Source organism: Methanofollis ethanolicus (genome assembly GCF_001571385.1).
In the GTDB taxonomy this organism is placed as follows: Archaea; Halobacteriota; Methanomicrobia; order Methanomicrobiales; family Methanofollaceae; genus Methanofollis; species Methanofollis ethanolicus.
The window spans coordinates 1187038-1209313 of the sequence record NZ_BCNW01000001.1; the positions used below are offsets into that span (position 1 = coordinate 1187038).

Here is a 22276-nt window from a genome sequence, read left to right on the forward strand (position 1 = left end):
CCCTTTTTGCGAGATTATACATGGGCGTTGCATTACGTGATATACTTGGCGAGTTCTGTCAGGAGATGGAGCTTGACGACGTGCGGGGCGCGGTCGGCATCGATGCCTTCAATGCGCTGTACCAGTTCCTGACCATCATCAGGCAGCCTGACGGAACCCCCCTGATGGACGCGGAAGGACGGGTCACCTCCCACCTCTCGGGCCTGTTTTTCCGGAATATCAACTTCCTGGAGAAGGGGATACGCCCGGTCTATGTCTTTGACGGCGCACCTCCCGAACTGAAGAGTACGACGGTCGAGAAGCGCCGAGAGGTGCGTGAGGCGGCAGGCGTCAGGTGGCAGGAGGCCATTGCATGCGGCGACACCGTGGAAGCCTACAAGCAGGCGCGCGCCTCGACACGGATCGATGACGCGATGATCGCGTCCGGTCGGCGTCTCCTTGAGTTCATGGGCATCCCCTGGGTCCAGGCGCCGAGCGAGGGCGAGGCCCAGGCGGCATACATGGCGCAAAAGGGCGACGTCTCGACGGCGGCCTCGCAGGACTACGACTCGCTCCTCTTCGGGGCGCCGCGTCTCCTGCGGAACCTGACGATCTCGGGGAAGAGGAAGATGCGGGGGCGGCAGGTGACGGTGCGCCCGGAGTCGGTCTCCCTTGCGGCGGTGCTCGACGGTCTCGGCCTCACGCGCGAGGGACTGGTGGAGGTCGGGATCCTGGTGGGGACCGACTTCAACCCCGGCATCAGGGGGGTGGGGGCGAAGACGGCCCTGAAGATCGTGAAGAAGGGCGGTTTCGCGGAGACGATCCGGGAGAAGGCCCCGGACTTCGACCCCGAGCCGGTGCGCTCGTTCTTCCTCGACCCTCCCACCACCGACGACTATCACCTCGCCTGGAAGAGTCCGGACAGGGAGGGGATCACGGCTATGCTCTGTGGCGAGTATTCCTTCTCAGAGGACCGGGTCGAGGCGGCCCTCGACCGCCTCGGGAAGACGGCGGGACAGAAGACGCTCGACGCGTGGTTCTGAAGGGGTCGGAATATTTTTATTTTGGCTCCGTAGAAACCCTCTCGGGAAAGTACTTCCTGACGTGATAGGGGAAAAATTCTGTTCAGAAGTGCCCGGTCCAGGGGGGCTGCCGCTCGAAAAACTACGTTTTTCTCGACTCCCGTCGGTCGCCCTCCCATACCCCCTGCCATTACGATAGGGGCGGGATGGCCTCCTCCTCCAGGACTCCGACCCTTTCTTCCCGGGACCAATCCTCGCGCGGGGGTCCGGGGGCAAAAGTCCCCCGGCGAACGGGAAGGCAGAGGATCAGCACGCACTATCAACCGATGGAGGAGGATTTCTACAAAGCCGGAAAAATGGGATTTTTTGGCTCTGTAGAAATCCTATTCTGGAGTGTCTCGTCCGGGGGGCTCTCACCCCCCGGTCCCCCCGCCATGAGGATAGGGGCGGATGGCAGTCTTCTTCGATATGCAGGGATTATCCTTCCCCCGTCCTATCCTATTTTCGGGGGTTCGGGGGCGTCAGTCCCCCGGCAGAGAGGTCGGGGAAGGCGGTGGTTTCGCACGATTCTTCAGGGAATTCAGGAAGATATCGACCCGAACATGATATTCTCTCCCGATCCCTGCATGCAGAGATGGGGGGAATGAACGAGAGTTTTGGGATATGCTCCATGAAAAACATTTCATGGGGTATGCTTGCGTCCCCTTCCCGGACTCCTGCGCGATTCTACAAAGCCTTTATTTTGTTGATTGCACGAAGATCCGCACGGATCCCTCTGCCTTCCCCGAACGCTCTACCGGGGGACTGCTCGAAGATTTCGTCTTCTCGTTGCCCCCGGACCCCCGATTCAGGATTGAACCGGGAAGAGAGAAAAGGAGATCAAGGAGTGGACTGCCATCCGCCCCCTATCGCAATGAGGGGGGATCGGGGGTATCTGTACACACTTCTCTCTCTATACTCTGTACGCACATAAACCTCAGAAACGCTCCCCTTCTGCGGCCGGATCATTTCCACCACCCTGGTGCAAATCAGGTGCGAAGGTGGAAGGGTCGGCCGCCGCCGATCCTCCTCACCCCAAAAAAAAGTTTCAGATCCGCTTCCAGATATACGCAATCCTCTGGATAGCGGTGTAGTGGCCGAAGACCCCGAAGAAGACTAGGAGCCAGCCGAGGTACGGCAGTCCATAGACCATCGTCCCGAGGACGAGGTCGAGGACGCCGGCGATCATGAGGAGGACAAGCCTGTCGGCACGACCGAGGACACCGCCGTAGTAGCGGCCGACACCGAGGGCCTGTGCCTGCGTGCCCATGTACGAGGACATCAGGACGCCCGTGAGGGCAAAGACCCCGATCTCCCACGAGGCCGCACCCCCGGCAAAGATGCCGGTGATGATGACGATGTCTGCGTAGCGGTCGGAGACATGGTCGATGAAGTCGCCGCGCAGACTTGCGATCTTGAGTTCCCGGGCGAGGGCACCGTCCAGCGCGTCAAAGACGGCGTTGACCGCCACGAGGACGATGGCGACGGCGAGCATCCCTTCATAGAAGGCGAGGCCGGCCGCAAAGGCGGCGAGGAGAGCGCCGACAGAGAAGAAGTTCGGCGTCAGGCGGAGGGCCCTGGCCGCGGCGACCGCCGGCGTGAGGAGGCCGGCGACATAGGGGCGGAAGCGGTCGAGGGTCATAGCCCCTCCAGCAGGTACGCCGACCAGTCGAACGAACCCGACGAGGGAGGCACAGTCCCGGCGGCAAAGCCCGTGATGAGATCGGCGGCCTCGTTGGGGGGGACAGTCGTCGTGTCGATCTCAAGCACCCGGTCCCGCTCAAAGGTCTCCAGAGTCTCGACAAGGATCACGTCGAGAGCCTCGGCCTCCGCGTTCTCCCGCACCTTCGCCCCGGCATAGCCGCGGGCCACGAGGCGCGTCTCAAGAACGTCGGGCCTGCACCTGAGGACGACGACACGGTCGCAGGGGAGGAGGTGGGCGAGGTGGCCCTCGACAAAACCGTCTACCGGTGTGAACGCCGCCGCCCATGCCTCCTCGTCCACGATCTTCGTATCGCGCGCAGGGTCGTCGCCAAGGACAAACGGCCCCACCGTCTCGCCGGCGCGGACGACCATATGGCCGCGGCTCTCCAGGATCCCGGCGATGGTGCTCTTCCCCGTGCCCGGCGTACCGGTAATGCCGATCATCATAGTCCTGCAATCCCGCGTAGAAACAGTTCGTTCTCCCAGTCAGCCCCGATGCTGACCCTGATATAGTGGTCCTCAAGGCCCGGGAAACTCCGGCACGACCGAACAATCACACCGCGGGCGGCGAGGCGCTCCATCGCCTCATCACCGGTGAGAGGTGCGACGTCGACGAGGATAAAGTTCGCGTCCGACGGCGTCACAGGCAGGGGGATCTCGGCCATGAACCGGTCCCTCCACCCCCTGACATGCGCAACCGCCTCGCGGATGTGCGCCTGATCGGCGAGGGCCGCACCAGCCGCCGCAAGGGCGACGGTGTTCACGGCAAAGGGCGTGGAAGCACTGTCCAGGTGGGGGAGGAGGCGGTCGGGGACAAAGGCGTACCCGAAGCGGAGACCTGCCAGGGAATAGGCCTTCGACATGGTCCGCCCCTCGATGAGATTGTCGTACTCCTTCATCAGGGGGCGGTAGTCGATATCGGAGAACTCGATATAGGCGTTGTCCAGGAAGAGGAGGCAGTCGATGCCGTCAAGGATCTCCCGCACCGTCTCGACGGGGACGGCGTTTCCGGTCGGGTTGTTCGGCGTGCAGAGGAAGGCGAGTTTCGCGCCGCGACACGCCTCGATGAAACGTCCGGCATCGGCCGAGAAGTCAGGTTCCCGCGGGACGTTCACGACCTCCGCACCCTGCGCCGCCGCCGCAAGACCGTAGAAGGAGAAGGTCGGGGTGGAGACGACGACGCGGTCGCCGGGGTCGACCACCGTCCGCATGACAGTCTCGATCACGCCGTCCATCCCGTTGCCGATGATGAACGCATGATCCCCGTGGACCGCCTTCAGCGCCCTGAAGACGGCGTCGGGGTGGCCGGCAGGGTATCGGTTCCCCTCCTTCAGGGCGGCGAGGCCGGCGGCGACCGCCGCATCAGACGGCGGGAACGGGTTTTCGTTGCTGGCCAGGCGGGCGACGCGGTCAAGCCCGTTCTCGCGGGCGATCTCCTCCGCGCTCTTTGCGAAGACGTACCCGCCGGCCGCGGCGTACTGCCGTCTAACGAAGCGCGGCATTGATGACCCCGACGGCCGTATCGATCTCCTCGTCCGAGATCACCAGAGGCGGGACCAGGCGGATGTTCCCGTCTGCCGCACAGTTGATCAGGACGCTGTGCTCGGCACAGTACGCCTGCACGGCAGGACAGCGCTCGCCGAGGGTGAAACCGATCATGAGGCCGTGCACCCTGGGGTTGTGGGCGGCAAGGCCGCGGGCAAAGCGGTCAGACTTCTCCGGGATCGACGGGAGAAGTCCTTCGATGACACCGATCGTCGCACGGGCCGCGGCGCAGGCGAGAGGGCCACCGGCGAAGGTGCTGCCGTGCTCGCTCTTCTTGAACTCAAGGCCCTCGCGGGCGACAAGAGCGCCCATGGGGAAACCACTCGCAATACCCTTCGCGATCGTGACGATGTCGGGCACCGCCTTCGTGTGCTGGAAGGCGAACCACTTTCCGGTCCTGCCCATTCCGGTCTGGACCTCGTCGACGATCATCAGGGCGCCCTTCCTGTCGCAGACATCCCTGATACCCTCAAGGAAACCGTCGGGTGCGGGGATGACGCCGGCCTCGCCCTGGATCGCCTCGACGATCACGCCCGCGGTGTCGGCGTCCACCGCCTTCTCCAGGGCGTCGAGATCGCCGTACTCGACGAAGGTGCAGGCCGGTTCGAGGGGCTCGAAGGGTTCGCGGATATTCGGCTTGAAGGTGACAGCAAGCGACCCCAGCGTCCGCCCGTGGAAACTGTGGGTAAAGGAGACAAACTTCTTCCTGCCGGTTGCAAGGCGGGCGAGTTTCAGCGCACCCTCGTTTGCCTCGGCCCCCGAGTTCGAGAAGAAGGCCTTGCCGTTTTTGAAACCGGAGATCTCGACGACCTTCTCGGCGAGTTCGGCCTGGTGCGGCACATAGTAGAGGTTCGAGCAGTGGATCAGGTCCTGCGCCTGCGAACAGATCGCCTCCACCACCGCGGGGTGGCAGTGGCCAGTGCTGCAGACGGCGATCCCGGCCACGCAGTCGATATACTCCTTCCCGTCCGCATCCCAGACATGTGCCCCCTTTCCGCGCACGATCTCGATCGCGCGCGAGAAGGCGGGCATGTAGTAGCGGGCGTCCAGTTCACGATAATTCTGTGATAACTTCATGTTTCTGTCGCCTCACTCATATTCGATAGTCGCAGGGGGCTTGGGGGTGATGTCGTAGACGACCCTGGAGACCTCCGCGATCTCCGAGGTGATCCGGCCGGCGATCTCGGTGAGCACCCCGAACGGCACCTCCAGCGGGTCGGCGGTCATGCCGTCGCGGGAGTTCACCGCCCTGATGGCGACGACCCAGCCGAAGCACCTTATGTCGCCCTTGACACCGGTCCCCCGGCCAAGGAGAGCGGCGAAGCACTGCCACGGCTGGTAGCGCTCCACCAGTTCCTCCTCGACGATGGCGTTCGCCTCGCGGGCGACCGCGATCTTCTCGGGCGTGACCTCGCCGAGGACGCGGACCGCAAGGCCCGGACCCGGGAAGGGCATCCTCTGCTGGATCTCGGCCGGCAGACCGACGGCCCCGGCAACCTCCCGCACCTCGTCCTTGTACAGGTCACGGAGAGGTTCGATGACCTTCTCGAAGAGCATGTCGATGGGCATGCCGCCGACATTGTGGTGGCTCTTGATCCCGCCCTCGCTCTCGATCCTGTCAGGGTAGATCGTCCCCTGGAGGAGGTACTTCGCACCCGTCGCCTTTGCCTCGCGCTCGAAGATCCGCACAAACTTCTCGCCGATGGCCTTCCTCTTCTCTTCGGGGTCGGTGATCCCCTTCAGGGCCGCGAAAAACTCGTCGGCCGCATTGACCCTCTTCAGCCCGAGGTCGCAGAAGAGTTCGCAGATCCGCTCGCTCTCGCCCTTCCTCATCAGACCGGTGTCCACATAGATGGGGATCAGGTTCTTCCCGATCGCGCGGCTTGCAAGCACTGCGCACACCGACGAATCGACACCGCCGGAGAGGGCGACGACAACCTTCTCGTCCCCGGCCTCCCGCTTGATCTCCTCGATCGCGGTCTCGATGAACTTCTCTACCTTCACCATTGCACTTCCTCTACTGTTTTATCTCTTTATTTTCCCTGCACGCGTTCACGAAGCCGAGGTACGGCGGCGACGGCCGTGTCGGTCTCGACCTGAATTCAGGATGGAACTGGGTCGCAAAGAAGAACGGGTGGCCAGGCAGTTCCAGGATCTCCATCCTGTTCCCGTTCTTCCCGGAGAAGACCAGACCCGCCGTCTTGATCTCCTCGATATACTCGGGGTTCACCTCGTACCGGTGGCGGTGGCGCTCGACGATCCCGGTCTTCCCATAGAGGTCCCAGGCCGTCGTGCCGGTCGCCACATCGACCTGACAGTCGCCAAGACGCATCGTCCCGCCGAGGTCTTTCACCTCTTCCTGCTCGGGCAGGATGGCGATGACCTGCGTGCCAGGCCCGAACTCCTCCGAGATGGCGTCCTTGTAGCCGAGGACGTCACGGGCGAACTCGACGACCGCCATCTGGAAACCAAGGCAGATGCCGAGGAAGGGTATCCGGTTCTCCCGTGCATACTGGATAGCGCGGATCTTGCCCGGGACGCCCCGCGAACCGAACCCGCCCGGCACAAGGATGCCGTCGAGTTCGGCAAGGTCATGGTCGTCGAAGGTCTCGGCGTCCAGCCACCGGATCCGCACCTCTGTCGAGAGGGCGCGGCCGGCATGCTTCAGCGCCTCCTTGATCGAGAGATAGACATCCTCGATCCCGTACTTGGTCACGATCCCGATCGTCGCCCTGTTCGTGTACTCGGCCGTCACCGTGTGGTACCACTCGGAGTCCACGCCGCGCTTTTCCAGGCCGAGAGTGTCGAGAATGACGTTTGCGATCCCCTCTTTTTCAAGTTCCATCGGCACCTGGTAGATGTCGGGTGCGTCGGCCGCACTGATGACCGCGCTGATCGGGACATCGCAGAAGTCGGAGATCTTCCGCCTGGAATGGCCGGGCAGGACGCGGTCGCTCCTGCAGACGATGATGTCCGGCCGCAGACCGAGTTCACGCAGCGCTTTGACCGAGTGCTGGGTCGGTTTGGTCTTGAGGTCGCCCATCGTGTCTGCCGGGACCAGGGTCACGTGGACGAGTGCGGTGTCCTGTGCCGGGAGTTCGCCGCGCATCTGCCGCACCGCTTCCAGGAACGGCATGCTCTCGATATCGCCGACTGTCCCGCCGACCTCGACGAGGCAGACCTCGGCCTTGTGACCGTGGTTCTCAAAGGCCTCGGCCGTCTTTGCGATGTGGCCCTTGATCTCGTCGGTGATGTGCGGGATGATCTGAACCGTGCTGCCGAGGAAGTCGCCGTGACGCTCTTTCTCGATAACAGTCTTGTAGATCTTTCCGGTCGTGATGTTGTGGGGCCGCGTCAGTTCGATGTCGAGAAACCGCTCATAGTTGCCGAGGTCGAGGTCGACTTCGCCGCCGTCGCTGAGCACGAAGACCTCGCCGTGCTGGGCGGGGTTCATCGTGCCTGCATCGATGTTCAGGTAGGGATCAATCTTGATGGCCGTGACCTGGTAGCCCCGGTTCTTGAGGATCCTCCCTATCGATGCCGCAGTAATGCCTTTGCCAAGGCCGCTCATTACGCCGCCAGTAACGAATATATACTTCAAAACAAATTCCCCGCGGATCTCGTCGTATACAAATATATCTCACCGGAGGATTATAGTTGTAGTGGAGGGGGAGAGGAGAAGCCCGGCACAGACTGAACCGCATTTCTCCAGGTATCCTCTAAAGGTAGGAGATATTCCTTTTCTGTTTGTCCTGTTCACGACTTCTGCCCCATGACTGCAAAGGAGGCGGTCGTCCGCGCGAGCAGGGCGCCGTCGGCGCCGGTGAGTTCGCCCTCGGCAAAGGCGACGGCATGACCTTTTCTGACGACACGGCCCGTTGCCCTGACGGTGCCGTCCCGCACCCCCTTGAAATACTGCGTCGTCTCGGAGATCGTGGCGATGCGGCCGCCGTCGTCGAGGAGGGTGGTGAGGGCGAGGGCCATCGCCTCGTCGGAAAGGGCGGTGTAAACACCGCCCTGAAGCCAGCCCGCACCATTGAGCATGTCAGGCCGTACCTCCATAGAGAGGACGGCCTCGCCCTCGCCGAAAGATACGGCGTCGATACCCATCAGAACAAAAAACGGATTGGCCATCCGTCCTTTTGTCGTGATCTCCTGAAGATATCCCATAGAGTATATTTTGGGCCGTCTCCGGCATAATCTTTCCCGGGTTCTGAAAGAGCCATAAAGGAGAAGGACCCATACCGATTCATGGACTCGGACGAGAAAGAGATGCTCAAAGACCTCATCTGGCTCAACGCCGTGATCGCAACCGAGTTGATCCAGATCACGGAGAACACCTCCCAGATACTCCGGAAGGAAGCGCCCCCCGCCAGTTGCCTGACCGACCACCAGGCCCTCCGCGAGACCGCCCTTGCAATGGCGGAGAAGTACAGGCCCGGCACCGCCCTCCCCGGCCACCTCCGCGGTCACCAGTGATCTCCCCTTTTTTTCCGACCGATAGATGCACCGGCGGGTACGCGCGCCCGCACCGAAGGAATGAAGGCGCGCCAACCGTCTGTCTGCATAGATAGAGTTATTGGGAAAAATCTCCCATTGAGTGGTATGAAACTCATACTCGCCATTGCACCGGATAGATTCCGCGACGAAGAACTCTTCGTCCCGCAGAAGGCATGCGCCGAGGCCGGCGTGGAGACCGTGATCGCCTCGACGAAGACCGGCACATGCGAGGGGATGCTCGGCGGTGCGGCCGAAGCGACGGTGACTTTTGCAGAGGTCGCACCTGAGACGTATGACGGGATCGTCATCGCCGGCGGCATCGGGTCTCAGGACTTTCTCTGGGGCAACAACGATCTTATCGGTCTCGTGCAGGCCTTCGCCGCCGAGGGCAAAGTCGTCGCCGCGATCTGTCTCTCCCCGGTCGTCCTCGCCCGTGCAGGCGTGCTGAAAGGCAAGAAAGCGACCGTCTTCAACAGCCCGAGATCGGCCAGCGAGATGAAGCGGGGCGGCGCGACACTCACGGACGATGCCGTCGTCGTGGACGGGCAGGTCGTCACGGCAAACGGACCCTTTGCCTCGGAGGCCTTCGCCGCCGCGGTCCTCTCCCTCCTCTCCCCCTGAAGACCTCTTTTTCCCTCCCGCACGCCGCATCCGAAAGACGAAAGCGCGTGAAAGACTGTTTCCTGCAGAGATCCCTGAAGAGAAACAGCGCAACAGAGGATACTCCCGGCAATAAAGATAGGGGTGGCGGCAAATGGGAAATACATAACCATTATAAGTGCTGATGGCTACCTCGTCCATACGGGACGTGGGAGCGGATATACTGTGGAGAGTTCGAACATTGACCGTCTGGAGTCAGGTATCTCCCACCTGCTCCTGACAATGGACCGATCGGGGGACGGCATCCTCATCAGCGGTCAGGAGAGGACGATCATCTACGCCAACGAGACCTTCGGCCGTATTTTTGGGCTCTCTCCCGGCGAAATCGTCGGGAGAGACGTCATGGAGGTCATGGAATCCGAACTTTCTCCCCTTTTTGAGGAACCGGAGTCCTTCAGGGTCAGGATCGAGGCGGTTTACCGGAAGTCCCGCGAGTGCAGGGGGCCGGAGTGGCCCTTGCGCGGTGTCGGGTCACGGTGGATTACCTACTCCAGTCACGTCATCTCCGGGAACGCACTGCAGGGCTTGAGACTCGACATCTTCCGCGAGATCACCGGGATCAAACAGGCCGAGGAGACACTCCTCCGGAACGAGAAGAGGCTGAAAAACCTGACCACAGCCTGCGGCATATGTACCTGCACAACCGGGCCAGACCTTGCGGTCGTCACGGCCGACGAGACGTTCTGTGAGATGACAGGCACCAGAAAGGAGGCTGTCCGCGGGAAGAACATACGGGAACTCCTGCCCGGCACGGCGGCATCCGAAGTGGACGCACGCCTCGGCGAACTCTCCGCGGCGCAACCGACGGCCGTGGTCCCCTCGCCGGGCGGGGCATGGAGGCTCTGCGGCACCTTCTTCCCGGACGGCTCGCTCTCAGAGGTCCAGTGGGCATGGTGCAGGGAGAGGGAGATGCCCGGCGCAGCAGACGGCGCAGGTATGGACGCGTGGCCATCCTGCCTCTCCGCCCTTGCCGCCCTCGCCGCCCTCTGTATCGACGGAACGCGGGATGCCGGAGACGTCCTTGCAGGGGCCGCGCGCCTGGTGCTGGAGGCGGCCCCCTGGTCTTCCTGGATCGGGATAGAGGCCCCGGGCATACCCCTTGCCGAGGCAGGGCGCCGAAAAAAGAAAGATATAGAGACGATCATTCCCATCCCTCCGGACAGTGCCGGGGGGAAACTCCGCATCAGGCACGCGGCAGAAGAAGAGGTGCCCTCAGGTGGGGACGCCTTCCTCCACGCCGTCAGCGGAGTGATCGGGGTGTACCTCGGGGAGCAGACGGCGCTGGAGGCGGCGCGGCGGTCGGAGGTCACCTACCAGACACTCCTTGAGACCACCGGGACCGCTACCTTCCTTCTCGACAACGAGGGGACTATCGTCAGGATGAACGCCGAGTTCGAGCGCCTCTTCGGGTATAATGCCAACGATCTCAGGAACGGCTTCATGTGGACCTCCTGCGTCGACGAGGAAGACCGCCAGATGGTCAGACACTTCCACGAACTCAGGCGCGCCGGGGCCGGGGACATACCGAAGTCCTATGAATGCAGGGCATATGCAAAGGACGGCACCCCGAGAGATATGATCGTCAATGTCTCCCTCATCCCGGAGACCACATACTCCATCATCTCTCTCATCGACATCACCGAGCAGAACGAGACCGAGGTCGAACTCAGGGAGAGCGAGCACCGCTATCGGCTGATCGCCGAGAACGCTACCGACGTCATATTCACCCTTGACCCTGACCTCAGGTTCACCTATGTGAGCCCGTCGACCGAACGTCTCCTTGGTTGGCCTGCCGCAGGGCTGGTTGACCGCCCGGTGACCGACTGCTTCGCCGCGGGCGACGGCGACGTCTTCTCCGGGGCCGCATGCGAGATCCTGACGGTCGCAGACGACGGGGAACCCCTCGCGCGCGTCATGGAACTGGAGGCGCACCGTCCCAATGGCAGTCGGGTCTGGGTGGAAGTGCGGATCAATCCCCTGCGTGCAGGTGACGGGTCGCCTGTCGGGGTCATGGGCGTCATTCACGATATCAGTGAACGTAAACACGCCGAAGAAAGGGAGATCCAGTACGTCAGAGAACTTTCATTCCTTTCCAGTGCGGCCATGGGATTCGTCGAATTGCCGCCCGAAGAGGAGATCTACCGCTATATCGCGGACCGCCTCTGCAGTCTCCTCGAAGGGTCACTCGCCATAGTCTCCCGGTACGACGACCTGGACACGACACTCACCGTGCGAGCGGTTTCCGGTATCGACGAGGACCACTCTCCCCGCCTCTACTCCCTGGCACGCAGTTGCAGGGGCATGACCGTCTCTGTCCCGGCCGACCTCATCGAAGACCTCGGCAGGGGCGTGGTCCTGCCGCTGGAAGGAAGAGGGAAGTCCAGCCTCCTCGCCGGACCGGTCGGTACGATTGTCGATACCTTCGCAAAAGGCACCGGCAGGAAAGAATATGTCATGGGGATTGCACGGGGCGACGAACTCTTCGGTTGCGTGGTCGTCGTTCTCAGGGATGAGGTCTGCCTGGAATCGGTCTCGACGATCGAGACCTTCGCCCACCTCTCCTCGGTGGCGCTCCAGCGGCGGCGTCTCGAGGTCGAACTCGAATCGACAAAATCGCGTCTCCAGCACATCCTCTCCTCAAGCCCGGTGGCGATCTTCTCGGCGGAACCCTCGACCACAGGACGCGGGATGGGCCCGATCACCTTTGTGACCGAGAACATCACCGGCCTCATCGGTTTCGAGCCGCAGGAGATCCTCTTCGACTCCACATTCTGGTCCACCTACATCCACCCTGCTGACCGTCCGCGCGTCCAGGGCGAGGAATATAGTGCACTCCTCGAGGAGGGCAGGCGGACCTTCGAGTACAGGATCAGGCACAAGGACGGGAAGTACCGCTGGGTCCACTCTGAAGTACGGGTAATCCGAAACGAAGAAGGGAAGGCAGTCGAACTCATCGGGTCGGCGATCGACATATCGGAGAGGAAGAGAATCGAAGAGGCCCTCAGGGTCATGGACAGCGCTGTCACCTCCTCGATCAACCCGATCATCATCACCGATCTCGAGGGCGACCTCGTCTTTGCAAATCACTCAGCCCTGAAACAATGGGGCTATGAGGATATCCAGAAAGTGGTGGGAAAGCCGCTTGACCGGTTCTGGGTGCAAAAAAAGCAGATCGCCGAGATCCTCGACCGCATCGACAGGGACGGCGGATGGATGGGCGAACTGGTCGGGAAGAAGAAGGGAGGAAAACGCTTCCATGCCAGCGTATCGGCAAACATGGTGACAGACGAGGAGAACGAACCTCTCTGCATCATGCTCTCCTTCGCCGACATCACCGAGCGGATCGAGATCGAGGAGGAACTTGCGAAGTACCGGACGCACCTTGAGGAACTCGTCCTCGAAAGGACCGAGAAACTGACCCGGGCAAACGAACTCCTCGGAATGGAGATATCGGAACGCAAACGCGCGGAAGAGCATGTACGGGCGCTCAGTTCGTTCAGGGAGAGTGTCATCGAGAACGCCATGATGCTCCTCACCGTCATCGACGAGGAAGGGGACGTGAGTGTCTGGAACAAGGCGGCGACCGAGATCACAGGGTTCGACCGGGACGAGATGGTCGGAAAGCGCATCGATAGGGTCTGGGAGACACTCATCCCGGACACCGTCTCCAGAGACACTCTCACGCACGACATCCGTGAGAGGATCGCCTCCTGTGGACGGATCGAGAACATGGAACTCCTGATCCGGGCGAAAAATGGTGAGGCGAAAGTCCTTCTCTGGAATGCCCGGCCGCTCGCGGACAGCAGGAAGAGGGGGCTTGTCGTCCTCGCCGAGGACATCACGGCGCGCAAACAGATGGAGGAGGAGATCCGGGCGAGCGAGGCGCGCTACCGCGGCGTGGTCGAGGACCAGACCGAATGGATCTGCCGGTTCGGGTCCGACCTGCACCTCTCCTTCGTGAACGAGGCGTGCTGCCGCTCCTTCGGCCGCAGCAGGGACGAGATACTCGGGTCTTCTGTCGCCGCACTCCTCCCCGAAGGCTGCGAAGATCTCTTTACTTCCCTTGCCGGGCGTTTTGCGGGTGGCCGGCAGAGCGTTACCCTTGAAGGCGCCGCCCGGCACCCTGACGGGGATGTGCGGTGGCACCAGTGGACGCTGCGGGCCATCTTCACCCCTGACGGTGACGTCTCGGAGTATCAGGCCGTCGGCCGCGACATCACCGAGGTGAAAAAAGCCGAGGAGGAGTTTGTCAGGACAGAGAAACTCCTCTCCCTCTCCGAACTTGCCGGCGGGATCGCGCACGACTTCAACAATATTCTCACCTTGATCATGGGCAATCTCAACCTCGCAAGGATGAAACTCTCACCCGACGATTTCGTCTATCACCGCCTGACCGAGGCCGAGGCGGCGACGATGCGGGCGGGCGAGATCACGCGGCAACTCTTCAGTTTCTCCGACAGGACAGAACCCCGGAAAGACACGCTGGATGTCGCCGACATCATCCGTGAAGCGGCAAATTACGCTCTCCGCGGCTCGAAGAGCACCTGCAGGCTCGACCTCGGGCCCGGGCCGATGCCGGTGGACGCCGACCCTGCCCAGATCCTCCAGGTGATCCAGGCACTGATCATCAATGCCGACCAGGCGATGCCCGGCGGCGGTGAAGTGACTATCGGGACACAGGTCGTGGAGGTGTCCGGGAACGACCCCGTCCCTCTTCCGATAGGTTCGTACGTGCGGATCACGGTGAAAGACGAGGGCGTCGGCATCCAGAAGGAGCATCTGGGGCGGATCTTCGACCCCTATTTCACGACCAAAAAGCATGGTTCAGGCCTCGGCCTTGCGGTCGCCCTGCCCATCATCAAGAATCACGGCGGCTGGATGGACGTGGCGTCCGAAACCGGCGCCGGGACAATCTTCTCCCTTTATCTGCCATCATCTGCACATAGTGTACATGCAGAGATGAAGCCCGAAGTCATAACGTCGGGCAGGATCGGGTCGATCCTGCTGATGGACGACGAAGCAGGTATTCTTGAAACCACCAGCGACATTCTCCGGCATCTCGGCTACACGGTGACCACGGCACAGGACGGCGAAGAAGCGGTGACGCGCTTTGAGGAGGCGCTCAGAGAGGGGAAGCCCTTCGACGGTGTCATCCTCGACCTGACCGTGCCCGGCAGGATGGGCGGTGAGGAGACCTTCACCCGCCTCCGCGAACTCGACCCGGCGGTGAAGGTGGTGGTATCGAGCGGCTACCTGAACGACCCGGTTGTCAGGAACCCGAAGACGTTCGGGCTCTTCGGGAGTATCGGGAAGCCATATCGAATCGACGAACTCTCCCGCATGCTGCAGGAACTCCTCAACGCCTGAGTGCCTGACGCCGGGAGAGGTAAACTTTTTTCACTACCCTTATTGGGGCGTGCGGTGAAGTACTCGCAATCACGCATGACCGATCAACCACCAACCGATGCCGGGAAGGAAGCCTTCGCCCTCTATGAGGCAGGGAAGTACAGGGAGTCGATCGACCTGTGCACGCGCCTTCTGAAAGGCTCGGACGACACCTCCCTCGCGATACTCGTCGCCACAAACCTCTTTGCCCTCGCGGAATACAACGAGGCCGAGGCACACCTCAGGGACCTCCTCAGGAAGATGCCCGAGTCCTCGTACCTTCACAGTTTTCTCGGCCGGGTGCTCTCGGCGCGGGGGGACGGGCGGGCGGTCGCCGCCTATGCCCGGGCGGTCCAACTCGACCCGGCAAATGAAGAGGCTCTCAGGGCCTACGCGGCATATTTCTCCGGGAAACGCGACCAGATGTCGGCTATTCCGATCCTCTCCGCGCTCGCACGGGTCTCGGGAAAGAAGGATGATGCCCGCTCCCTCATCCGCGCCCTCATCGAGTGCGGCAGGGGGGAGGAGGCTCTCTCAGCCTACCAGGATCTCCTCGGCGGGACCGGGGCAGATGCCGAGTATATCGACGCCCTGATGGTCGCCGGTCGTCACCGGGACGCCGCGGCGGCATCGGTCGAGACCTTCAGGAGGACAGGAGACCCGGCGTTCCTGCGGCAGTACCTCGCCGCCCTCTCTGCCTTCGACCGGCCTCAGGCCCTGAAGATCTTTCCCCGGTACCTCGGGGACATATCCGACAACGACCTTCTCTTCGACTATGTCCTCCTCCTCACGTCGGAGGGGAGGTGCCGCGAGGCCCTGGAGGCCTGTGAACGCCTCCTCGCCCGGAGCCCTCACCCGATCCACCAGCTCGTCGCCTGCGAACTCATCGCGGCGACAGGGCAGACCGAGCTTGCGAGGGAGTGCTACGAGGCATTGATCCGGGACGGGGTCGCCGGGATGGACGATCCCGAGACCCTGGAGATGTCCGTCGCCGCCTATGAACAGTTTCTCAGGAAGGCGTATTCTCCGGAGACCGTGCCGGCGTGCTACCTGGAAACCGTCTCCCGGGACCCGAACGTCGTCAGCCTTACGAGGACGGGCCTGTTCTATGCCTCATTCGGTGACATGGACACGGCGCGGGACTGGCTGTACCGGGCGTACAGGCTTGACTTTCTCAACGGCGGGATCGAGTATGCACGGTTTCTGGCGCGGCAGGGCGAGACACGGGAGTGCGAGAAGATCCTCATTCATATTCTCACAAACACGCAGCGGACCGCCGACCTCGTGAAGGTGGCCGAGGCCGTCATCGGCGGTGACGAAGAGAGCGGGGCGGGGAGGCGGCGGCTCCTCGACGCGCTCGTCAGGAGGTTCTCGACCGAGACCGGCCACCTCGGCCCTGAGGGGACCGAGGTCTTTGCGCGGGTCTGCCTCCGTGCGGCCGGGGTGGCGCTGGCCGGGGGCGATTATGTGCGCTGCAAGGAGTACTGCCTCCACGGGCTGGACCTCTCCCGCACCTGCACGGACGCCTTCTTCGATGTCATATGGCGGTGTAAGGAGGCGACGGTCGCCGAGCTTCCGGTCTTTCCCTTTGAAGGCAGAGGCGGTGGGGTGGCTGCAGGTGCCAGTGCCGGCACAGCAGGAACCGACCTGAGCAAAAACGATGTCGAAGAGCCCGACCTGGGTCTTGACGAACGCGAAACAGCGCTGGTCGCCTTTTTACGCCAGCACCGCGAGACCAATGAGGAAGAACTCCGCAAGGTGCTCGGCACCCGCCGGGTGAGCGGTGTGGTCAATCGCCTGATCAAAAAAGCGAACGACGCCGGCGTCCCCCTGATCGAGAAACAGGGCATGGGCGAGCACGGCGAGATATATGTCTACTGCGGGAAGTGAGTTGATGGACGGGAGAAAGACAGAGAGTATCGGGATCATCAATGCGCTCAGGCGCGGGACTGTGCCTGCATCGGGGCTGGAACGTCTTGCCGTCGGCCTGTCGGTGGAAGAAGAGGTGATCGGCAGACAACTCGACTTCGCCGCATCGGGAGGGGCCGACATCAAATTCGTCTGCGGGGATTACGGGAGCGGGAAAACTTTCCTGGTGGCGCGGGCACTGGAGATCGCACGGGAAAAGAGGTTTGTCACCGCGCATGTGATGATCTCGGCAGACACCCCTCTCCACAAAGAGAGCGCGCTGTACTACCGGATCCTCTCGTCTCTCAGGACTGCGGAGCACGAGAACGCGCTCAAAGAGATCGTGGACGACTGGATCTTCGCGATCGAGGAGAGGATCATCGAGGTTGACGGGGTCTCCGAGGAGGACGAGGCCCTGAAGACCGGGACGGTGGAGAGGATCGAGGCGGCCCTTGCCGACATCTCGGCGGTGAACCCGGCCCTTGCGGCGGCGCTCCGCGTCTACTACACGGCAAACTGTGCCGGAGACTTCCCCCTTGCGCAGGCGGCGCTCGGTTGGCTCTCGGGCGAACCCCATGTCGGGAGGAGGTTCAGGCAGGCGGCCGGCGTGAAGGGTGAGGTGGACGAGGTCTCGGCGCTCGTATTTCTGCGGGGCTTTATGCGGATCATCAGGGCGGCCGGGTATGCCGGACTTGCAGTGGCGGTGGACGAGGTCGAGACGGTGCAGGCCCTGCCCTCGAACCTCCGGGCGAAGGGCTACGGCAACCTCCGCCAGATCGTCGACGCCGTCGACCGGGGGGAGATGCCGCACTGCTACTTCCTCTTCACCGGCACGCCGGCCTTCTTCGAGGGGTCGAAGGGGATACGCTCTCTGCCGCCCCTGTACGACCGCCTGAAGATCGTGGGCGCGGACGATTATGCCAACCCCCTCCAGGCGCAGATCCGCCTCCGTCCCTTCGACCTCCAGAAGCTGGAGGAAGCGGCCCTGAAGGTTTGCGAGGTCTATGCCGACGCCGCCGCACCGGTGGACCGGAACCGCGTCTCCCACCGCTTTATGCAGGGGATGATCGACCGTGTCACGACGGGGTTCGGCGGGAGGGTGGACGTCATCCCCCGCATCTTCCTCCGCGAGTTCGTGGATGTGCTGGACAAGTGCGGGCTGTACGCGGAGTACGACCCTGCGGCCGCCTATGCCTTCGATAAGGAGAAAGTGAAGGGTGACCTGAAGGAGGAGGAAGAGGCGGTGCTTGAGGTGGAGTTCTAATGGCCAACCGGAAGGAAACCTTTGTCGGGGATATCGCCGATGGGGAGGAGGTCGACGGGATCTTTCTCATCAGGTCTGCCGAAGTGAAGCAGAAGAGGGACGGGAGTCCCTATATCCTGGCGCAGGTCGCCGACAGGACCGGGTCTCTCGCCTGCAACATCTGGGGCGTGCAGGGGTACGGTGAGGCCGTTTCTACGGCGGCAGAAAAACTGAAGGTCGGGGCTGTCTACCGTATCCGGGGCTTTGCAAAGGCCTACAACGGCGCGGTGCAGGTCTCGGTGAACGAAGGGATCGCCGACCTCGCAGAGGTGCCGCCCGACGAGGTCTCTGCGGCGGACTTCGTCTGTGCGCCGGTGAACGAGGCCGAACTGAAGGGTGGTGTGCTGGCGATGGCCGGCGATATCGCCGATGGCGCACTGCGGGACCTGGTGCTCGAAGCGATCGCCGGCGCGGACGGGTTCTTCGTGAAACCTGCCGCGAAGTCGCGGCACCACGAGTATCGCGGCGGTCTTGCCGGACACACCCTGGAGACGGCCAGGATCGCGGCGGCGTCCTGCGATGCTGCCTGCATCTCTCTGGACCGTGACCTCATCGTTGCGGGGTCGCTCCTCCACGATATCGGGAAGGCGTTCTGCTTCGACGAGGCCGGGCTTGCCTTCACAGCGAGGGCCGAGTACGACCTCGTCGGCCATGTCACCATCGGCGTCTCCTATCTTACCCGGTTCCGTGGCCGCATTCCTGAGGAGCGCTTCTCCCACCTGCTTCATATTGTCCAGGCCCACCACGGCCCCCATGGCGAGGTGCCCTGCCACACGCCGGAGGCATGGGCCGTCCACCTGGCGGACCTTACGAGCGCCACCCTGCTCGAGGCGGCCGACGACCAGAAGGAGGCCGAACCCGGCACCCGGAAGAACGGATGGCGGAGCGGCGGCCCGGTCTGGCGATTCTGAAGGGTTTTTATCTGACCCTTCCGAACGTGAAGGGTTCGAGAGGACGACAAAAGGGAGTCGAGAAAAAGGGAAAATCAAACAGGCCGCACCTGCCGCCCGTGCTCTGGACCGGGAGTTCTCCAGAGCCATCCCATTTTTTTCGGGCCCTGTGAAGGCCTGCCCCAGGGATCACTCTGCGACCGAAGGAGGGAACACAACGCCCCGCCAGGGAAGGCGACAGATCTCCGGGTCGGCAACCCTCGTCCTTCTCCCGACGAACGCCACCCGCGACGAAGCCGGGACAGCATGGATCTCGGCCGCGTAGCCGATCTCCTCCTGCCAGGCCTGACAGGCCTCTTCATAGGAGGGGGTGATGCAGAGGGTCTTTCGGCTTTCCCTGTCGACAACGATGTAGCGCACCGCTCCCGGTGTAGGGGGGTTGTTCATGATTATTCCTGTACAATGCCGGGAATGTAAATGAACAGGTTAAACTAACCCGAAAAAATAAGTTCCGGAGACGCCCCCGGCCCTATCCCGGGGGTTCCCGCTTGTCAATGTCCCCACTGGAATGAACGATGAACGGCTCTTTTGAAACCCTTAATTCCTCTTCTCCTGGCCTTGAAGGTGCCGGGAACCGGGCAATTCGCCGCCCCTCGGCTATCTTCGCCGTGGGGGGGGTCCGGGGGTCTCCCCCCGGCGAGAGAGAGCAGGGTAAAGTTTCTCGTATTGCGATAGGGGCGGGAAGGCGGCCGGTGATTGTTCTGAGGGGGTTTCCGTCCTCTGCCGATCCATCCCGTCGGGGCAAGGGTGTGAGCAGCCCCTCATGTTCACTCCAGAAGAGGAATGCAACAGAGCCCGATGAACCGAAAAAAAGAGGGTTCAGGCGTCCTTCCGCCTGCGGATCCTGACAGAGTTTGCATGGGCGTGGAGGCCCTCGGCAGAGGCGAGGTTCTCCACGATACCGCCGAGCCACTCAAGACCCTCCCTGCTGATCATCTGGACGGACGAGGTCTTACAGAAGTGGTGGATGTCGAGTCCGGAGTAGACCTTCGCATAGCCCGCAGTCGGCAGGACATGGTTGGTGCCTGAGGCGTAGTCCCCGAAGGCGACGGCGGTGTACGGCCCGACAAAGATGGAACCCGCGTTCCGCACCAAGGTGAGGGCCGCCATGGGGTCGGCGACCTGGATGGAGAGGTGCTCGGGTGCGATGTCGTCCATAGCGGCGATCGCCTCGTCGAGGTCGCGGACGACTACATAACCCGAGTGATCGAGGGCCTTCTCGATGATGGCGCGCCTCTCTGCCGTGGCCATCTGTCTCGTGATCTCTGCACCGACCTTCGCCGGGAGGGAGGGGTCGGTGGTCACCAGGATGCACCCGGCATGGGGGTCGTGCTCGGCCTGGGCGAGGACGTCAGCCGCGACGAACGCGGGCTTTGCCGTGGCGTCGGCAAGGATACCGATCTCCGAGGGGCCGGCCGGGAAGTCGATCTCGGCCTCTTCACGCAGCATCATCTTCGCCGCCGTCACAAAGACATTCCCTGGCCCGACGATCTTCTGGACCGGGTCGATCGTCTCCGTGCCGAGAGCCATCGCCGCGATCGCCTGTGCGCCGCCGACGCGGTAACACTCGTCCACACCGGCGATATCGAGGGCCACCAGGGTGAGGGGATGGATCGGGGGCGGGGAGCAGACGCAGATCTCTGCCACACCAGCCACCTGCGCCGGAACCGTCGTCATCAGGGCGGTCGACGGATACGCGGCCCTGCCGCCCGGCACGTAGGCGCCGATGCGGTCGAGGGGCGTCGTCTTCACCCCGAGGATCACGCCCGGTTCCACCTCGTCGAGCCAGAGTGAGTGATTGCGCTGCAGTTCGTGGAAACGCCTGATATGCGCCTCGGCCTCGGCAAGACTCTCGACCATGGCGTCGTCCACCTCCTCGTACGCGCCCTCGAACTCCTCGGGGGCGACGGCAAGGTCCTCAAGGTCGATGTGGTCGAACTTCTTCGTGAGCGCGTAGAGCGCCTCGTCACCGTCCTTCCGCACCGCATCGACGATACCGGCGACGGCGTCCTTCGCCCCTGCAAGGTCGGACCGCCGCTGGTTCTTCCATTCCTCTATGTCCAGCGCCTTCCACATAGTACGGAAATGTTCGGCGCAGGGAGGGTTAAGACTTGCCGTGACCGTACAGATGACCCGGTTAATGGCGTTTCCTTAACTCGACACACATAAAAAGAGTTATCAGGAATTATATCGAGTTTATACCTCATGAATAGTAAAATTGTGACCTTTTCAACGGTATTGATCCTCTGCGCCGCCATATTCCTCTGCGGCTGCACGACCACCCCGCAGTCCGACAGTGGCAACCAGACACCTGCGGGAACCACCGCACCGGTAGAGACGACGGCCGCCGCGGCCGGTCAGATTATCACTGTCTACCATGCAGGCAGCCTCGCCGCCCCCTTCGAAGAACTCGAAAAGCAGTATGAGACGGCGCATCCGGGCGTCGACGTCAGGCTCGTCCCCGGCGGCTCGACTAAACTCGTCAAGGACATCACCGACCTCGGCAAGAGCGCCGACGTCTTTGCATCGGCCGACTACACCCTCATCCCCACGTTGATGATGCCAACCTCTGCCGACTGGTACGTGACCTTTGCGAAGAACCAGATCGTGCTCTGCTACACCAACCAGAGCAAGTACGCCGGTGAGGTCAACGCCGACACCTGGTACACCATCCTGGAGAAGCCCGACGTTCAGTGGGCCTGCTCCGACCCGAACCTCGACCCCTGCGGCTACCGCTCCCTGATGGCGATCCAGCTCGCGGAGCAGCACTATGGTAACGACACCATCTTCGACAGGGTCGTCTCCGAGCACTCGAACATCACGGTGACTGAAGAGAACGGCACCTACACGCTCCTCGCCACCTCCCCCGAACCGAAGGACACCTTCCAGATCAGACCGAAGTCGGTCGAACTTGTCCAGATGCTCCAGAACGGCGGCATCGACTATGCCTGGGAGTACCGCTCGGTCGCCGAACAGAACGGCCTCAACTTCGTCGAACTCCCTGAGGCGATCGACCTCTCCTCGGTGACGTACGCCGACGACTATGCAAAGGTGACGATCGAGACTGCCGGCGGCCTCATGACCGCAAAGCCGATCGTCTACGGCGCGACCGTGCCGAAGAACGCGGAGAACCCTGAGGGCGGCATCGCATTCGTCCAGATGCTCGTCGGCAGCGAAGGGCAGGCGGTCATGAACGCGCAGGGCCAGCCCCCGATCGTCCCGGCCGGCGGTTTCGGCACTGTCCCGGCCGAACTGAAGGCCCTCACCGCTTCCCCCTGAAC

The 22276-nt window shown here is 62.6% G+C and carries 17 protein-coding genes; 8 read left to right on the forward strand and 9 right to left on the reverse strand.

Annotated features, from left to right (window positions below; genetic code table 11):
• Window positions 1-20 precede the first annotated feature (20 nt).
• A complete protein-coding gene (gene fen / locus MEFOE_RS05910) occupies window positions 21-1022 on the forward strand; it encodes a flap endonuclease-1 (RefSeq protein ID WP_067049647.1) in 1002 nt (333 codons plus the stop codon).
• A gap of 1066 nt (window positions 1023-2088) precedes the next feature.
• Here the strand turns inward: fen and MEFOE_RS05920 are convergent.
• The 7 genes from MEFOE_RS05920 to MEFOE_RS05950 form a co-directional block, all read right to left on the reverse strand.
• A complete protein-coding gene (locus tag MEFOE_RS05920) occupies window positions 2089-2682 on the reverse strand; it encodes a CDP-alcohol phosphatidyltransferase family protein (RefSeq protein WP_067049654.1) in 594 nt (197 codons plus the stop codon).
• The gene (locus tag MEFOE_RS05925) at window positions 2679-3191 is read right to left on the reverse strand and encodes an adenylate kinase family protein (protein WP_067049657.1); all 513 of its coding nucleotides are present in this window, start codon (window positions 3189-3191) and stop codon (window positions 2679-2681) included. The genes MEFOE_RS05920 and MEFOE_RS05925 overlap by 4 nt, the downstream gene beginning before the upstream one ends.
• A complete protein-coding gene (hisC, locus tag MEFOE_RS05930) occupies window positions 3188-4246 on the reverse strand; it encodes a histidinol-phosphate transaminase (protein WP_067049663.1) in 1059 nt (352 codons plus the stop codon). Before hisC ends, MEFOE_RS05925 begins: the two co-directional genes overlap by 4 nt.
• Window positions 4230-5366 carry an aspartate aminotransferase family protein gene (locus tag MEFOE_RS05935; RefSeq protein ID WP_067049666.1) on the reverse strand — a complete coding sequence of 379 codons (1137 nt, stop codon included), beginning with the start codon at window positions 5364-5366 and terminating at the stop codon, window positions 4230-4232. The genes hisC and MEFOE_RS05935 overlap by 17 nt, the downstream gene beginning before the upstream one ends.
• Before the next feature lie 12 nt (window positions 5367-5378).
• Window positions 5379-6296: a glutamine-hydrolyzing GMP synthase gene (guaA, locus tag MEFOE_RS05940; RefSeq protein WP_067049667.1), complete on the reverse strand. Its 918-nt coding sequence runs from the start codon at window positions 6294-6296 to the stop codon at window positions 5379-5381.
• A 10-nt stretch (window positions 6297-6306) separates the two neighbouring features.
• Window positions 6307-7890 carry a CTP synthase gene (locus MEFOE_RS05945; protein ID WP_067049670.1) on the reverse strand — a complete coding sequence of 528 codons (1584 nt, stop codon included), beginning with the start codon at window positions 7888-7890 and terminating at the stop codon, window positions 6307-6309.
• A 155-nt stretch (window positions 7891-8045) separates the two neighbouring features.
• Complete coding sequence (locus MEFOE_RS05950) at window positions 8046-8459, reverse strand: PaaI family thioesterase (protein ID WP_067049673.1); 414 nt, start codon at window positions 8457-8459, stop codon at window positions 8046-8048.
• A gap of 81 nt (window positions 8460-8540) precedes the next feature.
• On the opposite strand from MEFOE_RS05950, the gene MEFOE_RS05955 reads away from it, so the two are divergent.
• From MEFOE_RS05955 to MEFOE_RS05980, 6 genes are all read left to right on the forward strand, one after another.
• Complete coding sequence (locus tag MEFOE_RS05955; protein ID WP_067049675.1) at window positions 8541-8768, forward strand: hypothetical protein; 228 nt, start codon at window positions 8541-8543, stop codon at window positions 8766-8768.
• A 126-nt stretch (window positions 8769-8894) separates the two neighbouring features.
• Window positions 8895-9410: a DJ-1/PfpI/YhbO family deglycase/protease gene (locus MEFOE_RS05960; protein WP_067049678.1), complete on the forward strand. Its 516-nt coding sequence runs from the start codon at window positions 8895-8897 to the stop codon at window positions 9408-9410.
• Window positions 9411-9614: 204 nt separating this feature from the next.
• Window positions 9615-14816, forward strand: a complete 5202-nt coding sequence (locus MEFOE_RS05965; protein ID WP_067049681.1) for a PAS domain-containing hybrid sensor histidine kinase/response regulator — start codon at window positions 9615-9617, stop codon at window positions 14814-14816.
• Between the two features lie 75 nt (window positions 14817-14891).
• Complete coding sequence (locus tag MEFOE_RS05970; RefSeq protein ID WP_067049683.1) at window positions 14892-16724, forward strand: tetratricopeptide repeat protein; 1833 nt, start codon at window positions 14892-14894, stop codon at window positions 16722-16724.
• A 4-nt stretch (window positions 16725-16728) separates the two neighbouring features.
• Entirely contained in the window at window positions 16729-18006 is a 1278-nt protein-coding gene (gene brxD, locus MEFOE_RS05975; protein WP_083523357.1) for a BREX system ATP-binding protein BrxD, read from the forward strand.
• Window positions 18006-18956 carry an HD domain-containing protein gene (locus MEFOE_RS05980; protein ID WP_067049689.1) on the forward strand — a complete coding sequence of 317 codons (951 nt, stop codon included), beginning with the start codon at window positions 18006-18008 and terminating at the stop codon, window positions 18954-18956. The genes brxD and MEFOE_RS05980 overlap by 1 nt, the downstream gene beginning before the upstream one ends.
• Window positions 18957-19124: 168 nt before the next feature.
• Here MEFOE_RS05980 and MEFOE_RS05985 read toward each other — a convergent pair whose 3' ends face one another.
• Together MEFOE_RS05985 and hisD are read right to left on the reverse strand one after the other, a co-directional pair.
• On the reverse strand, window positions 19125-19382 hold the full coding sequence (locus tag MEFOE_RS05985) for a hypothetical protein (protein WP_067049692.1): 258 nt from the start codon (window positions 19380-19382) through the stop codon (window positions 19125-19127).
• Window positions 19383-19814: 432 nt separating this feature from the next.
• The gene (hisD, locus tag MEFOE_RS05990) at window positions 19815-21071 is read right to left on the reverse strand and encodes a histidinol dehydrogenase (protein ID WP_067049695.1); all 1257 of its coding nucleotides are present in this window, start codon (window positions 21069-21071) and stop codon (window positions 19815-19817) included.
• 129 nt (window positions 21072-21200) lie between these two features.
• Here hisD and wtpA point away from each other — a divergent pair, with 129 nt between their 5' ends.
• On the forward strand, window positions 21201-22274 hold the full coding sequence (gene wtpA, locus MEFOE_RS05995; protein ID WP_067049698.1) for a tungstate ABC transporter substrate-binding protein WtpA: 1074 nt from the start codon (window positions 21201-21203) through the stop codon (window positions 22272-22274).
• Window positions 22275-22276: the final 2 nt, after the last annotated feature.

Coding starts and splice junctions, on each gene's coding strand:
- fen (WP_067049647.1), top strand. CDS start 21: ATGGGCGTTGCATTACGTGATATACTTGGCGAGTTCTGTCAGGAGATG.
- MEFOE_RS05920 (WP_067049654.1), bottom strand. CDS start 2,682: ATGACCCTCGACCGCTTCCGCCCCTATGTCGCCGGCCTCCTCACGCCG.
- MEFOE_RS05925 (WP_067049657.1), bottom strand. CDS start 3,191: ATGATGATCGGCATTACCGGTACGCCGGGCACGGGGAAGAGCACCATC.
- hisC (WP_067049663.1), bottom strand. CDS start 4,246: ATGCCGCGCTTCGTTAGACGGCAGTACGCCGCGGCCGGCGGGTACGTC.
- MEFOE_RS05935 (WP_067049666.1), bottom strand. CDS start 5,366: ATGAAGTTATCACAGAATTATCGTGAACTGGACGCCCGCTACTACATG.
- guaA (WP_067049667.1), bottom strand. CDS start 6,296: ATGGTGAAGGTAGAGAAGTTCATCGAGACCGCGATCGAGGAGATCAAG.
- MEFOE_RS05950 (WP_067049673.1), bottom strand. CDS start 8,459: ATGGGATATCTTCAGGAGATCACGACAAAAGGACGGATGGCCAATCCG.
- MEFOE_RS05955 (WP_067049675.1), top strand. CDS start 8,541: ATGGACTCGGACGAGAAAGAGATGCTCAAAGACCTCATCTGGCTCAAC.
- MEFOE_RS05960 (WP_067049678.1), top strand. CDS start 8,895: ATGAAACTCATACTCGCCATTGCACCGGATAGATTCCGCGACGAAGAA.
- MEFOE_RS05970 (WP_067049683.1), top strand. CDS start 14,892: ATGACCGATCAACCACCAACCGATGCCGGGAAGGAAGCCTTCGCCCTC.
- brxD (WP_083523357.1), top strand. CDS start 16,729: ATGGACGGGAGAAAGACAGAGAGTATCGGGATCATCAATGCGCTCAGG.
- MEFOE_RS05980 (WP_067049689.1), top strand. CDS start 18,006: ATGGCCAACCGGAAGGAAACCTTTGTCGGGGATATCGCCGATGGGGAG.
- MEFOE_RS05985 (WP_067049692.1), bottom strand. CDS start 19,382: ATGAACAACCCCCCTACACCGGGAGCGGTGCGCTACATCGTTGTCGAC.
- hisD (WP_067049695.1), bottom strand. CDS start 21,071: ATGTGGAAGGCGCTGGACATAGAGGAATGGAAGAACCAGCGGCGGTCC.
- wtpA (WP_067049698.1), top strand. CDS start 21,201: ATGAATAGTAAAATTGTGACCTTTTCAACGGTATTGATCCTCTGCGCC.